This window comes from Bradyrhizobium sp. USDA 4472, from assembly GCF_054058595.1.
In genome coordinates, this window is sequence record NZ_JBSSAM010000001.1 from 754,526 (window position 1) to 767,674 (window position 13,149).

The 13,149-nt window shown below is 60.3% G+C and carries 13 protein-coding genes; 7 read left to right on the forward strand and 6 right to left on the reverse strand.

The features are described 5' to 3' along the window. Positions 1 to 119 precede the first annotated feature (119 nt). On the forward strand, positions 120 to 377 hold the full coding sequence (locus tag ACVWZ4_RS03550) for a hypothetical protein (RefSeq protein WP_456789990.1): 258 nt from the start codon (positions 120 to 122) through the stop codon (positions 375 to 377). Between the two features lie 34 nt (positions 378 to 411). Here ACVWZ4_RS03550 and ACVWZ4_RS03555 read toward each other — a convergent pair whose 3' ends face one another. Continuing rightward, on the reverse strand, positions 412 to 666 hold the full coding sequence (locus tag ACVWZ4_RS03555; RefSeq protein WP_456789991.1) for a hypothetical protein: 255 nt from the start codon (positions 664 to 666) through the stop codon (positions 412 to 414). A gap of 131 nt (positions 667 to 797) precedes the next feature. Here ACVWZ4_RS03555 and ACVWZ4_RS03560 point away from each other — a divergent pair, with 131 nt between their 5' ends. Beyond that, positions 798 to 1,934 (forward strand): hypothetical protein, encoded by a 1,137-nt coding sequence (locus ACVWZ4_RS03560; RefSeq protein WP_456789992.1) that lies wholly within the window; start codon positions 798 to 800, stop codon positions 1,932 to 1,934. Positions 1,935 to 2,016: 82 nt separating this feature from the next. Next, entirely contained in the window at positions 2,017 to 2,250 is a 234-nt protein-coding gene (locus tag ACVWZ4_RS03565) for a hypothetical protein (protein WP_456789993.1), read from the forward strand. Between the two features lie 24 nt (positions 2,251 to 2,274). Here the strand turns inward: ACVWZ4_RS03565 and ACVWZ4_RS03570 are convergent, their stop codons facing one another. Together ACVWZ4_RS03570 and ACVWZ4_RS03575 are read right to left on the reverse strand one after the other, a co-directional pair. After that, a complete protein-coding gene (locus ACVWZ4_RS03570) occupies positions 2,275 to 2,706 on the reverse strand; it encodes a hypothetical protein (protein ID WP_456789994.1) in 432 nt (143 codons plus the stop codon). A 15-nt stretch (positions 2,707 to 2,721) separates the two neighbouring features. Next, positions 2,722 to 3,744 (reverse strand): NAD-dependent epimerase, encoded by a 1,023-nt coding sequence (locus ACVWZ4_RS03575; RefSeq protein ID WP_456789995.1) that lies wholly within the window; start codon positions 3,742 to 3,744, stop codon positions 2,722 to 2,724. A 423-nt stretch (positions 3,745 to 4,167) separates the two neighbouring features. Between ACVWZ4_RS03575 and ACVWZ4_RS03580 the strand changes: the two genes are divergently transcribed. Further along, positions 4,168 to 4,869 carry a class I SAM-dependent methyltransferase gene (locus tag ACVWZ4_RS03580; RefSeq protein ID WP_456789996.1) on the forward strand — a complete coding sequence of 234 codons (702 nt, stop codon included), beginning with the start codon at positions 4,168 to 4,170 and terminating at the stop codon, positions 4,867 to 4,869. 29 nt (positions 4,870 to 4,898) lie between these two features. Here the strand turns inward: ACVWZ4_RS03580 and ACVWZ4_RS03585 are convergent, their stop codons facing one another. Then, on the reverse strand, positions 4,899 to 5,963 hold the full coding sequence (locus ACVWZ4_RS03585; RefSeq protein ID WP_456789997.1) for an acyltransferase family protein: 1,065 nt from the start codon (positions 5,961 to 5,963) through the stop codon (positions 4,899 to 4,901). Positions 5,964 to 6,904: 941 nt separating this feature from the next. Here ACVWZ4_RS03585 and ACVWZ4_RS03590 point away from each other — a divergent pair. From ACVWZ4_RS03590 to ACVWZ4_RS03600, 3 genes are all read left to right on the forward strand, one after another. Continuing rightward, positions 6,905 to 8,236 (forward strand): hypothetical protein, encoded by a 1,332-nt coding sequence (locus tag ACVWZ4_RS03590; protein ID WP_456789998.1) that lies wholly within the window; start codon positions 6,905 to 6,907, stop codon positions 8,234 to 8,236. 119 nt (positions 8,237 to 8,355) lie between these two features. After that, entirely contained in the window at positions 8,356 to 9,528 is a 1,173-nt protein-coding gene (locus ACVWZ4_RS03595) for an acyltransferase family protein (protein ID WP_456789999.1), read from the forward strand. A gap of 25 nt (positions 9,529 to 9,553) precedes the next feature. Further along, positions 9,554 to 10,693, forward strand: coding sequence for an acyltransferase family protein (locus ACVWZ4_RS03600; RefSeq protein WP_456790000.1), 1,140 nt, complete (start codon positions 9,554 to 9,556; stop codon positions 10,691 to 10,693). Between the two features lie 9 nt (positions 10,694 to 10,702). On the opposite strand, the gene ACVWZ4_RS03605 is transcribed toward ACVWZ4_RS03600, so the two are convergent. Together ACVWZ4_RS03605 and ACVWZ4_RS03610 are read right to left on the reverse strand one after the other, a co-directional pair. Then, the gene (locus tag ACVWZ4_RS03605) at positions 10,703 to 11,887 is read right to left on the reverse strand and encodes an acyltransferase family protein (RefSeq protein WP_456790001.1); all 1,185 of its coding nucleotides are present in this window, start codon (positions 11,885 to 11,887) and stop codon (positions 10,703 to 10,705) included. A gap of 104 nt (positions 11,888 to 11,991) precedes the next feature. Continuing rightward, positions 11,992 to 13,143, reverse strand: a complete 1,152-nt coding sequence (locus ACVWZ4_RS03610) for a glycosyltransferase family 4 protein (protein ID WP_456790002.1) — start codon at positions 13,141 to 13,143, stop codon at positions 11,992 to 11,994. Between the last annotated feature and the right edge of the window lie 6 nt (positions 13,144 to 13,149).

The following is a 13,149-nucleotide window of genomic DNA, read 5'->3' on the forward strand; positions in this document are numbered from 1 at the left end:
CCGCGGTCGGACACGACCGCGGATCCGGCCTTTTGGGCGGCGGGACCTGGTCTGGCCTCAAGGAATTCAGCCTGCTAAGATTACCAGATACGAGCGCAGTTTTTGCTTGAAATGATGGGATGACAGATTTGCGGAAGGTGACGTGCTGCGGCGCTCTGGCGCTGCTCCTCGTAGTGGATGTGGCTGCGCCAAAGGGCGCGCTGGCGGCCCCAAGCGCCGAGGTCGCCAGGAAGTGTATGCATTTCTCGTATATCGCTTATCCCTACCAGCGGCCCGGCGCAGTCAAGATGAGCGGGGATCGCCAGTCATATTTCAGGGATTGCATGGCTAAGGAGGGCAATGTGCCGGAGCCCGCCGCACCTCGCAAGGCGCAGTAGCCGCCGGGCGAAGCATGCCGACGGCGGGAGGTCGTTATTTGCCGCCGTCATCTACTTTGCCGTTATTGGCAACGCATTTGTTGAAATAAGCGGTCTGATCACGCCCCGATCCCTTGGCGCTCCCGGCCGCCGGATTGGTTGGCTCCCGGGGCGGGAATTGCTTGGTGGTGAGCGTCTTGCAGGTTCGCGCCAGCTCGGCCGTGATTGCCGATGATCGGTCGGGGATCGAGGCCCCGGCGAGGCAGATCAATCCAACCGCGAGGACGCCAGCCTTGTCTCTGAAAACCATTGTTCCTCCTCCGCGCCTGTGGCAGAGCCGACGGCGCCAGCCCTCCGATATCCTTGAAAGGATCCGGCAAGCTGCCATGCTATGATCTCCCGCCCGTCGTTGTAGATCAAGGAGATCGCAACGGACCGGCCATGACTTCGAGAGACCTGCAACCAAGCGACGAGAAGAAGGCGGAGTCAGCGTCCGAGGTTCAGTTCGCGCTTGTGATCGCCCGTATGCTAGAGACGGTGAAAACTCACCCCGAACACCTGCGCCAGGTGGTCTACGACCTTGCCCGCTACAAGCTCCAGGAGCAGTTCACCCACGTCGACGTCAAGGACATGAATCGCTCGCAGCAGGCGCTGGAGGCCGCCATACGCGGCGTCGAGGAGTTCTCGCAGAAAGAGAGCAGCCTGCCGCTAACGACGATGCCGGGCCCGCCCGCGCTCGCCGCCTCGAACCAGGCTGCTCCGTTGCGCGAGGTCACGGTACGGGAGCTTCCGCCGATGTCGCCTGGCCCGCGGATCGAAACCGATCGGGGTCCGGCCCAACGCCGCCATCCGCTCTGGCCGGTCATCAGCCGGACAGCCGCTCTGCTGATGGTTGTCGGCCTTGCGATGCTTGTCGTCCAGCAGAGGCAGCGGCTGGCGTCGCTGGCACATTACCTCCAGCACCAGGTCCAAGAGCGACAGATTGCCGCTACGCCCCCCTGGTCGGTGCCGGCGGCCGTCGTGCCGCCACCCGCGGCTCAGCCGAACCCGAACCCGCCGCGGCCGACCGATTACGGCGTCTACGCAATGGTCGATGACAAATCGCTGGCCGAGTTGCAATTGCTGCCCGGGCGGCCGCCCGATATCAGGGTCGCGGTCTCGGCTGCGTTCAAGGCCCCCGACCAGACCGCCCTGCCCAACGGTCATCCGAAATTCATCGTGTTTCGGCGGGACGCCGTCAACAACATCCTTGAGCGCGCCGAGGTGCGTGTCGTCGCGAAAATCGCCCGGGAGTTCTCCACCGAGGCCAGCGGCAGGAAGCCCGAGGCTGATGATGCCTGGGTGATCCGCAATGCATCCTATCCGTTCCGGGCCTCTCCGCTCCCGGACGATTCCGAGATGTACGAGCTGCACAGCGAGGACCCGGTGCTGGAGCTGCCTCCGGGCCGCTACGCGCTGATCCTGAAGTCGCAATCGTATTATTTCAGCGTGGCCGGCGACATCACCGACCCGCGCCAGTGTATCGAGCGGATCGTGGCCGTCAGCGGCACGTTTTACACTGATTGCAAGAAGCCCTAAGGCTCTTTCCAACGCCGGACTTCGAACCTAATTCATGTTAGAGCGTTGACCAATCGGGCGCGTTTATCGCGTGGAGGAACCTATGCGGATCAAATCCCTGGTGCTCGTTGCGGCGGTCCTGGTGTCTGCGGCGCCCGCGCTTTCGCAGGGCACCCAGAAAACTAACCGGTTCCCCAACTATAACACACAGTCGCGGGCGCCGGTGGCCACGCAACCGAGCAACAACCCGTTCAGCAACCCGATCGGACAGGGCGTGCCGCCGGCTGCTTCCGCCAATCCGAATCTGAACAGCAACCGGACCTACCCACCGCGATGACGGCGGTGGAGCCGCGTTCGTAATTCACTGGGACGTCACATCGACCTCGATCGACGACGTGCCGCTGATGCGCAGCGACCTTCCGGATATCGCGATCTTGAAGGAATCGGAGCCCTGCGCGTCCGCATTGGCAAAATAGCGGAATGCGGGCCCCTCGATCACCAGCCGCCCGGATTTCGGCGGCTCGACGATCGTAACGTTGTCGATCATGATCGTCGACCAGCGCAGCCCCTGGATACATTCGCTACCCGGCTTGATCCTGATCGACCAGCGCACGGTGTCGGATCTGAGTGTGAAAGGCTGCGCATGCAGGAGACAGATTCCACCGCCGGCGATGGATGGCGAAGGCAGGGACAGGCAAAGGGCTGCTAGAACGCCGACCGCAAGTGAGAAACCTGCCCACAGCGCGCGTCGGCGGGCCGTGACCACAGACAAAACGCCGAGGCCCCGCGCCATCACAGCCTCCGGTCGTTAGGTGTGATAGGACCGATACCAGGCCACGAAGCGCGCGATGCCCTCCTCGGTCGAGGTCGAGGGCCGGAAGTTGATCTCGCGTGCGAGATCGTCAACATCGGCGTAGGTGGCGTAGACGTCGCCGGGCTGCATCGGCAGCAACTCCTTGGTCGCAGTCCGGCCCAGCTCCTTCTCCACCAGCGCCACGATCTTGTTCAACTCCTCGGGATTGTTGTTGCCGATGTTGAAGATGCGCCACGGCGCGGCGCTCGAGCCCGGATCGGGCGCCGCATTGGCGGCCTTGGAGACGCCCTGCGGCGGATGGTCGAGCAACTTGACGACGGCCTTGGCCACGTCGTCAACATAGGTGAAGTCGCGCCGCATGTCGCCACCATTGAACAGCTTGATCGGCCGCCCCTCGGAGATCGCCTTGGTGAAGCCGAAGATCGCCATGTCCGGCCGGCCCCAGGGACCGTAGACCGTGAAGAAACGCAATCCGGTGGCCGGCAGGCGATAAAGGTGGCTGTAGGCATGGGCCATCAGCTCGTTGGACTTCTTGGTCGCGGCATACAGGCTGACGGGGTGATCGACATTGTCGTGAACCGAAAACGGCATCTTGGTATTGGCGCCGTAGACTGACGATGACGAGGCGAACAGCAGGTGCTTGCAGCCGCTGTGCCGGCAGCCCTCGAGCACGTTCATGAAACCTTCGAGATTGGAATCGACATAGGTGCGCGGATTGTCGATCGAATAGCGGACGCCGGCCTGTGCGGCGAGATGCACCACCTTCTCGAAGCGGTGGGTGTCGAACAGCGACGTCATGCCGGCACGATCGGCGAGATCGAGCTTCACGAAGGAAAATTTCGGATCGTTCTTGAGCAGGTCGAGGCGCGCGAGCTTCAGCGCGGGATCGTAATAGTCGTTAAGGTTGTCGAGCCCGACCACGGGCACGTCCGCCTGCAGCAGGATCTGCGCGACATGGAAGCCGATGAAGCCGGCGGCACCAGTGACCAAGATTGCGGGTGGTTCGGTCTTTTGCATTCAACTTGTCCACTTGAAAGCAGCGAAACGGTACGCGCCAGCCTAAGACAGCGACAGCACAAAGTTTGTCAATGTGGCAACTTTAGCGGCGGACAAAGAAAATCTTGAATTGCTGAATCGTGCGATCAGGAGCGCCGCCCGGCCGCCCCATCCTCCGGCGGCGACCTACCTGCCTTATTCGGAAGCCCTTGTTCCCGACGGCCAAATGGCCATAGAGTTCACGACTACTTTAAGTGAGGTTCGTGGCCGTGGTCGCCCTCGCGCCGCATTATTTATGTCTTCAATCAGCAATATTTTGCGATCGCAAGGTTCGATTTTTGAAAGTGTCGCGGTTCCTTGCCTTGCAAGCGCCTCAACTCCGGCAACTCTTGATCGCCTTCTTCCTTTCCAATGCGCCGACTGCAACACTCGGGGAGCTACGAAATGAAATCTCAAGTTCTGGCAATCACCGACAAGCTCATAAAGCGAACGGCAGAAAATCTACCCTTCTACAAGAAGAGAGGCGACAGTTTCGATGTGATCGAGATCGCCTTCCTGAAGGCGGCCCTTCAGAGCGCGGAATACTACGAGCAGCATCTCTTCACCGCGGCGACATTCGATTCCGACCTCGATCTCCTCACGGCGGCTCTCCGGCTGGTGAAGACCGACGGCCTCTTCCTCGAATTTGGCGTCGCCAGCGGCCGAACGATTACGCACGCTGCAAGACAGCGCCCCCAGCAATCGCTCTACGGTTTCGACTCATTCGAGGGCCTGCCGGAAGACTGGCGAAGCGGGTACCTGAAAGGACGCTTCGCGGGCAATCTGCCGCCGGTCCCGAGCAACGTCACACTGATCAAGGGGTGGTTCAACGAAACGCTGCCCGAATTCCTGAAGGACCACCCTGAAAGGGTTGCGTTTCTGCACGTGGACTGCGACCTCTATTCGTCGACCAAGTGCATCTTCGACCTTCTCGCCGACCGCATCGGCAGCGGCACGGTCATCGTGTTCGACGAGTTCTGGAACTACCCGGGCTGGCACGACCACGAGATCAAGGCGTTCGACGAATTCAAGGCGAGGACCGGCCTCAGCGCAAAGCCGATCGGCTTTGTTCGCAGCCACCAGCAGGTTGGATTTGTAATGGTGTGAGGCAGATCGCCTTGAGCGTTATGCCGCCTCTAGGGGACCGCCAATGAGTCTCTAGGCGGCCTAATTGCAAGCGCACGGCTGCGCAGGATGCGCCGCACCGGCTCATCAAAGTAGTAATACACGAAATGAGCGGCGTAAATCGAGGCAAGCGCAGTCACTATCAAGACGACTGGCTGCGAGACATGTAACCTGGGCGCGATCATGAACACGGCAACATGGCAAATTGGCCGATGAATACCGTAGAGAGGATATGAGACGGCCCCAAGCCACTCGAAAAATTTCGTCCCAAATGCTCCGTTTGTCCGGGCACCCAACAGCGTGAGTAGCGGAAACATGATCAAGGTACTCGCAATGTCGTACCAAACTCCCGCGACATTCGGGACCGAAAACAACGCCGCTAACCCCGCCAGCAAGAGAAAGGGATTCAAGCCGGATATCCACGGTAACATTCGCTCGCTGTAGATTTTATGAACGAGCAACCCAGCACTAAAACCAACAAACACTCGCAACAGACCAATCCAGAATTGGTCAATCAGATCTCCGCCATTCAACTTTTCAAACCCAGGGAAAAACCAGAGTCCAAGTAGAGCGGCCACACAAAAAAGCGCGATCGGAGACGATCGGACAAGAAAGCGCGCCCAAACCAGATTCGCGATCACCTCAAAGAAGATGGACCAAAACGGTGTATTGACGGGGTAGATTGATCCGCCCAGTGCGCTGGGAACAAAATAGAAAGGGAGAAGAAAAAGGTTCACCCCCAATGCAAGCGCGACGTCCGACGCGGAGAACGAGGGGTTCTTGGTAAGTGTGGCGAGGATGAGATAATAGATCGCGCCCAAGATCATTCCGAGAAAAATAACTGGATAGAGCCTAATCACGCGCTGAACGACGAAGTCACGAAACGTCATGTTTGCGCTAAGGCGTTTTCCATAAGCGTGCGCCATCACAAAGCCGCTAAGACAAAAGAAAAAATCGACGGCGAGATAGCCATGGGACAAGAAACTACGTTGCTCAGTCCAAGCGCCGAGATGGAAGAGAAGGACGGAAATGGCGGCCACGCCGCGCATGCCATCAAGGGTGTGAAGCTTTTCCAACACCGAACCTAACTGCGTACAAAATTGAGCAACAATACGTAGCAAAAGAGTCGATGTTTCGAAAGATCGGCGCGACTCCGGGTTGCTTTAAACCTCCGAACGATAATGCTGCATCGCTTAGTGGCGCAATGTTTTGCGACGACAGCTTTTTTTCAAGGCAGATTGAGACGGCTATCGAGTTGTCGGCTAACGACGCTGGAGCCCAGAACGTTGAAAGCTCCTGCCCGGCGCACCACAATACGACCAGTACGTGTATTGGAATTAAGGAAAATAAGGCTTTTCGAGGTCAGAGATGTCTAATTTTCGCCTTCTTCCTTGTGAAGACAACCGAAATACCCCATACAAGTCACAAAATCGGGGGATTCCAATTGATGTCTGGGGTGATCGCGGCGCTATTGTGGGCCTTCATACTCTCAGTGGTTGTGGCGCTGCTTATTCATAATCGGTCCCGCCGAGCGGCCCTCACCACGGAGCAACGGAAAGACGAAGATCATAATGATGACGACGCGATGCGCATCTGGTGACACGTTGCGCATCAATCACATACCTGATGACTGGCGTAATAAGCCGCTTGCAGGCGCCCACGCAGCGATCCTGAACGCTGAAGCCGATCTCCGCGCGTTCAGTTCCCCCGTCAAAATTGCAAACCTCGTTTCTCGCGTAGTCTGCTTCATACATAGCGCGTCATTGCGCGGAATCCCGCGAACCGGGAACCAACGGTTCGCAAGCAGATTGATCGCTGAAGACGCAGCGGATGCACATTAACGACGCTTTCATTGGTTTGATTTCGCTGGGAAAATGAATTAGCCCTAGGGCCGCTCCGGCGCTAATATCGGTGGCTATCGGTATGCGCTCCAGCTTTGATCCGTCGGCGGCTTACACGTCCATGACATGGGTCGTTTGTCGTGACGTGGTCCGCGGATCCTGGTGAGAGACACAAAATGCAGCCGCGCCTGAGATTGTCATCCTTCGAAAGTCGCCCCTCTACGACCCAGACGATCGATATCTTTGCGGTCGTAGCTCCCTGCGTTGCACTGGCGTTTGGCTTTTTCGTCCAGTTCAACATCATGACGGCAACCTTCGGCCTGCCGTTTCTACGCCTGACCGACGCCTTGATGTTCCTCTTCCTGCCGCTGTTGTTCATCGTCGTGGGGATCGGCAGAACCGTTCGCGACGGCCTGCTCTACTTTGTTGTGCTTTGCCTGGTGGTCGCAGCGTCGCTGCTGGGAAAAACTGGTGTCGAGCAGGGTGACGTCTACATGACGCTCATCTTCTTTCTCACGTCGGTCTTCGCATTCTTCCTGGTCGAAGTTGCGCAGGACGAGCACGTCCTAATGTGGCTCGCCGCCGGCATCCTCCTTGGATTGATACCGTCAATCGCAGTGCTGTTTCTACAGGCTGGCGGCGCGGCCGGCCTCGCAAACATCGGTCTCGGCGTCCCGATCGACGAAACCACATCGCCAATGGTTGCAGCATTCGCCAAAACAAAATTCGGCGGCATGTGGATTCATGGCAACGAGGCCGGCCATGTCTACGCGGTGGCGACAGCCTCCGCATTCTACCTTGCATTCCGGTTCCGGCAGCCACTGATCTATGTCGGCTATTACGGCCTCCTGGTCGCAACCTTCGCCGTGACCCTCAACCGATCGGGACTGATCGCGCCGACTATCGCTCTCATCTATCTCTACAAGAAAATGGGAACTTTCCGTCTCTATGTCGGGAGCGCCATCGCGGCCATCATCGCTGTGGTGATCCTTTTTTCGCTTCCCAATGCACCTGCGCTCGACACACTCTCCGATTCAATCGAGACGAGGTTCGTAGACGACAGCCACGCCGAATCGAACGTCTTTGAGCGCGCGATGTCCAATATCCAGGGCGTTCAAGTCGCCGTGGAGAATCCCTTCGGTATTGGTTACAACGAACGCATCGCCGCGATGGGTCAGAAAACAACGACAGGCATCGTCTCCGTTCACAACGGTTTTCTTTCCCTCGCCAATCAAAGCGGGCTCGCGGTGATTTTACTTTACCTCACCGCTTGCACCTATCTCTTTGTCAACCGACGAACCATTTCGTTGTTCTACCTGGCTACCACGGCGTTTACAGTTACCTCGATGTGTTTCGAAGAGCTCAGCATCAATCCGTTCTTTATTTTCTCCGTGGCTATAACAATAGCCGCCGCGTGGCTGCACTATTCGAAGTCAGCTCAAATGAAAATTGCGAGACAGCCCAAGCTCGTGTTGCGCCCGTTTGCCTTGCGCAGACCTCCGCATTAGCCATTGCACCGATGGTCCCCTCATGTCCATGACCTCCCAGGCCTGTTCGTTCCGAATAGGAGGGCCCGGGTCAGCTACTGACTCAAAGCGCATTCATTTTAGAGAGCTATATTCCGAGCATGTCTGAGACCGGGCAAGGGGAAAGCGAGCGACTGCTCGCGCTGCAGGCACTGCGAGCAGTGGCTGCAGCGCTGATCGTTTTCCTGCACGCGGAGGAGATGGTCCGGGTGCACGCCGAAGCGCACGGCCACACGTTCGTTCCCTTCAAGGCCCTGCCGCTCGGGGCCGGCGTCGATCTATTCTTCGTCATCTCCGGCTTCGTGATCGTCTTCGCCTCCCGAAAGCTGTTTGCGGCCGCCGGCGGATGGGGCGAGTTCATGCGCCGCCGCCTGATCCGCATCGTGCCGTTGTATTGGACCGCGCTGACGCTGCGCCTGATCGTGCTGGCCGCGGGCGCCGCCCTGGGCGCCAAGGCCCTGCCCGACGCGACCGCCGTCGTGACGTCGTATTTCTTCATCCCCCACGACTCGCTGGGCTTCGGGACGGAATACCCGTTCCCGATCCTCGACCTCGGCTGGACTCTCAATTTCGAGATGTTCTTCTACGTGCTGTTCGCCTGCTTCATCGCGCTGCCGCGCGAGCGCGCCGTCGCGATGGTGGTCGCCTGCCTATTCGCCGGCGTCGTGCTCGCCAGTGTGTTCCCACCGGACATCGTCGCGCTTCGGTTTTGGCTGCGGCCGATCACCTGGGAGTTCGCTTTCGGCGCACTGATCGCCACCGCGTTCATGCGGGGCGTGGTCCTGACGAACCCGCTGCGCGTAACGATGATTGTGCTCGCGCTGCTGGTCTGGCTCGTGCCGGTCTCCTGGCTCGGCGAGACGTCGGGCCCCGGCTTCTACGGCTGGCCGCGCTTCTTTATCTGGGGCGCCGCCGCCATCCTGATCGTCGCCGCGTCCGTGCTGGGGCCGACCAGCCTCCGCTCAATGTTGTCGCGGGCACTGGCCCGGCTCGGCGATTCTTCATACGCACTGTATTTGCTCCATCCTTTCGTCTTCATTCTGATCAAAGTCGTGCTTGCGAGAGTCACGGTGCCCCAGATCTTCTACTGGCCGACGGTGGTGGTTGCGGCCGCAATCGCTATCGCGGCGGCGGCCGGGTTCCACGCTTATGTTGAAAGCCCCGTCGTTCTATGGTTGAGACAGATGACCGGCAAACGAAAGCTTGCACCGCGAACCGACCCGATGAGCGATGGAAAAAGTGTTCACCTCGACAGCGCCGGCACGTCCGCATGACTTATTTTTGACTGAAAATCCGCGCTTGAGCCCGCCCAGGACGATCTTCTCGATCCAGATTCTGCGCGGTATTGCCGCGCTGTTCATCGTCATCGGGCACGGCCAGAGCATGGCGCGGGAGCTCGCCGCTTTGACGAACCGGACATTCTTGGCCTGGTCCCCGGTCCCCTGGGGCGTCGGCGTGGACCTGTTCTTCGTCATCTCCGGCTTCATCATCTTCTATTCCAGCGCGAAATATGAAAACGACGCGCAACCGCGCCGCGCCTTCTATGCGCACCGGATCGCGCGGCTGGTTCCGTTGTACTGGACCGCCACCGCGCTTTTCATTGCGCTAATCGCGACCAAGAAATCGCTCGGCTTCGCCCAGGACGACGCGTTCCCGACGATGCAGGCAATCGCAGCCTCGCTCCTGTTCTTGCCGATCGACGGCCCGGGCACCAGCGGCCTCGCCTTCCCCGTCTACGATCTGGGCTGGACGCTGAACTACGAAATGTATTTCTACACATTGTTTGCGCTCTGCCTGATGCGCTCCTATGTGCAATCGGCTACCCGCGTGCTCGCATGCCTGTGCGCGGTGCTGCTGCTCGGCGCTGTGCTCAAAATCGAGCTGTTGCCGTTCGCGTTCTGGTGCCAGCCGATCGTGCTGGAGTTCGGCTGCGGCATCCTGATTGCGGTCGCTATGCGACGGAGCGTGTCGCTACCGGCACCGATCCGGCTTGCCCTCGTTGTCCTCGGTGCGACGCTTATCGTCGCGCTGCCGTTCGGTCAGCCCGAGGCCATCAACGGCACCTATCTCAACGGATGGAACCGGTTTTATACGCTCGGCCTTCCCGCCGCGCTGGTCGTCGCCGGCGCCGCGTTGGGACCCGATGTCAGGAAGACCTTCTGGTCGGCGATCCCGCTGCAGCTCGGCGACGCCTCCTACTCACTGTACCTGTTGCACCCCTTCGTGCTGTTTGCACTCTCGATGGCCTATCGCCGCGTCGGGCTGTTGCAGGCATTGCCGCTGCCACTGGTCGTCATCATGCTGATCGTCGCAGCGTCCGTCGTGGCGATCCTGTCGTACCGGCTTTTCGAGCGGCCCTCGGCGCGGCTTGTGTCGCAATGGCTGATGCCGGGACCCGCGAAGGCCAAACCACAGCTTGGTGAACGCGGCGTCCGCTAGCTAGATAATTCAGCTTTCGATCTCGGACGGCAGCGACGCGCGGTTGAACGGACGCAGCGCTTCCTGCGCGGTCAAATTCACCGATGCCAGCACCTCGGCCCCGGCGGCGCTCGCCGCTCCGCGCGCGATACGCCGGCGCATCACCTTGCCCAGCGCGATGAACGGCTCCTCGACGAGATTGAAGGTGATGGCCGAGGTGACGAATGCCAAGCCCATCACCAATGCCAGCAGCAGGATCGAATGGGCCAGATCGGCCGGCTTTCCGATCAGTTCGACCGCCACCCACAGCGCGATGCCGTGGAAGAGATAGAGGCCGTAGCTGATCTGCCCCGCATAAGCGAAAGGGCGCGAGCCGAACAAGCCGTAGCGCAGCGCGAGCAGAAACAGCGCCAGCGCGGCGATAGTGGACAGGAACACCGAAGCCGGCGAAAGCCCGGGCGCATAGCCACCGAGCATGTGCCGGGCCACGCACATGAACGCGGTGACGGCGACGAATAGCAAGGGAACCGAGGCCGGGATGTGAAAGCTATCCCGGGTCTGGGCCAGCCGAACGTTATGCCCCGCGATCATCGCGAACAGGAACGATGCGGTGTACATCAGTTCGCCAAGCGGCTTGGCAAACCTCATTCCCGGTGCCACCGCGAGAGCGATCGCGAGCACGATGATCGCGGCTGCAGATGCGAACATGATCCGCCGCATCCGGCTCGCCGATTGCAACGCGCCGACCAGGAAAAACATCACGCACAGAATGTAGAAGAAGTGCTCGATGAGCAGAGTCCAGTAGGGATAGAGGATGTTCTCGAATCCCAGCACCATCTGGAACATCGTGAGGTTCGCGGCAGTCTGCGCGACGGTCGGCATCTTGTTTCCGAGCACGGCCGTGGCAAGCAGCGCGAGCGCGATCGAGACCCAGTAGAGCGGATAGAGGCGGAAGAAGCGCCCCACGACGAAGCTCGCGATCGGACGCGACTGATGCCCGATGCTGCTGGGAATCAGGAAACCGCTGATGAAGAAGAAGACGATCACACCGAAACGCCCGAAATTGACGTCGTTGGCGAAAATATAAGCAAGCGGCTCAGCCATCGAGGCGCCCGGCTTGTTGAGCGGCGTGAACTCGAGGCAGTGCTGAAGAATCACCGTGGCTGCTGCAATCCCGCGCAAGCCGTCGATGGTTTGAGATCGTTCTACAGCCATGAGTTGTCTTCCGAGGCGCGGGTCGCAACAGCTGGAACTTGCACGTCATTCCAACGACCAAGTTCTGTACCGAGAGCCGCGAGCCCGAACACAATTGAACCGCGCTACCGTATCTCCGCCAGCACGGCCATCATGTCGGCGCAGGTCTTGCTGATGTGGAAGCGCTCTGCGGCAGATGTGCGGCCGGCCGCCGACAGGCGTGTGGCAAGATCGCGATCCCCGAGCAGACAGGAGATCGCGGCCGCCAACGCGTCCGGATCGTCCGGAGGAACCAGCAGCCCATCGACGCCGTCGGTCACGATTTCGTTGACGCCCCCGCCGCGCGTGGCGATCACGGGGCGGCCGGCGAGCATGCCTTCAACCACCACGCGGCCGAACGGCTCGGCGTGGGTCGATGAATGCGCCACGATATCGACGCCCGCCATCAACGCCGCTATGTCCTTCTGGAAGCCGGCAAAGCAGACGCGATCGCCAAGACGCTCCGCCTGGACGATCTGCCGCAGTTCCGCCTCGTAGGCCTCCTGGCCGAACAGGGCGCTGCCGACGATTAGCGCCTGCACGTCCGGCAGGCTGCGCAGCGCCTTCAAAAGCACGTGCTGCCCCTTCCAAGGTGTCAGCCGGCCGAACAGCCCCACTACTGGTCCGTCGGTCAACGCGAAGCGGCGACGCAATGCCGCCGCCGCCTCCGGGCTCGCCTGCGGGTGATCGGCCGGATCGAACCCGCAATAGACCATCCTGACACGCTCCGCCTTGCCGCCAGCCGCGATGAACGCGTCGGCACTCGCCCGCGAATTGGCAACCACGCGCGCTGCAAATAGATTGGCGAAGAGCACCGCCGCGCGGCGCGTGTTGCGGCTGAAGGCGGGGTCTGTGATGATGTCGTGGAGCACCCAGACTAGCGGCCGACGCATCATTCGCGTCGCCAGCGCCGAGACGAATAGCGCCTTCTGAGAATTGGCGCAGACGACATCGTAGCCTTTTGCCGCGCGCGCCAGCGAACGCGCGAGCGCGACCACGCCGCGGGTGACGCTGATCAACTTCAGTGCGGACGCCTCGCGTCGCACCGTCGAAACGCTTTCACCACCCGCCAGCACGACAGGCTTGCGATCAGCCGCGGCGAGATCCTGCACCATCGGCCCATCGGCAAAGAAGCCGCCGCTCCACCCCGCCGGGCCATGCGTGATGAGGTCCAGCATGAAGAGTTCGGCGCCACCCTTCTCAGCGGTCTGGCTCACGAACAGCGCAGTGCCTGTCATCTCAGA

Bases quoted from the DNA above. Each gene is read 5' to 3' on its own strand.
- ACVWZ4_RS03590 (WP_456789998.1), top strand. From the start codon at position 6,905: ATGCAGCCGCGCCTGAGATTGTCATCCTTCGAAAGTCGCCCCTCTACG.
- ACVWZ4_RS03580 (WP_456789996.1), top strand. From the start codon at position 4,168: ATGAAATCTCAAGTTCTGGCAATCACCGACAAGCTCATAAAGCGAACG.
- ACVWZ4_RS03555 (WP_456789991.1), bottom strand. From the start codon at position 666: ATGGTTTTCAGAGACAAGGCTGGCGTCCTCGCGGTTGGATTGATCTGC.
- ACVWZ4_RS03610 (WP_456790002.1), bottom strand. From the start codon at position 13,143: ATGACAGGCACTGCGCTGTTCGTGAGCCAGACCGCTGAGAAGGGTGGC.
- ACVWZ4_RS03550 (WP_456789990.1), top strand. From the start codon at position 120: ATGACAGATTTGCGGAAGGTGACGTGCTGCGGCGCTCTGGCGCTGCTC.
- ACVWZ4_RS03595 (WP_456789999.1), top strand. From the start codon at position 8,356: ATGTCTGAGACCGGGCAAGGGGAAAGCGAGCGACTGCTCGCGCTGCAG.
- ACVWZ4_RS03560 (WP_456789992.1), top strand. From the start codon at position 798: ATGACTTCGAGAGACCTGCAACCAAGCGACGAGAAGAAGGCGGAGTCA.
- ACVWZ4_RS03565 (WP_456789993.1), top strand. From the start codon at position 2,017: ATGCGGATCAAATCCCTGGTGCTCGTTGCGGCGGTCCTGGTGTCTGCG.
- ACVWZ4_RS03605 (WP_456790001.1), bottom strand. From the start codon at position 11,887: ATGGCTGTAGAACGATCTCAAACCATCGACGGCTTGCGCGGGATTGCA.
- ACVWZ4_RS03570 (WP_456789994.1), bottom strand. From the start codon at position 2,706: ATGGCGCGGGGCCTCGGCGTTTTGTCTGTGGTCACGGCCCGCCGACGC.
- ACVWZ4_RS03575 (WP_456789995.1), bottom strand. From the start codon at position 3,744: ATGCAAAAGACCGAACCACCCGCAATCTTGGTCACTGGTGCCGCCGGC.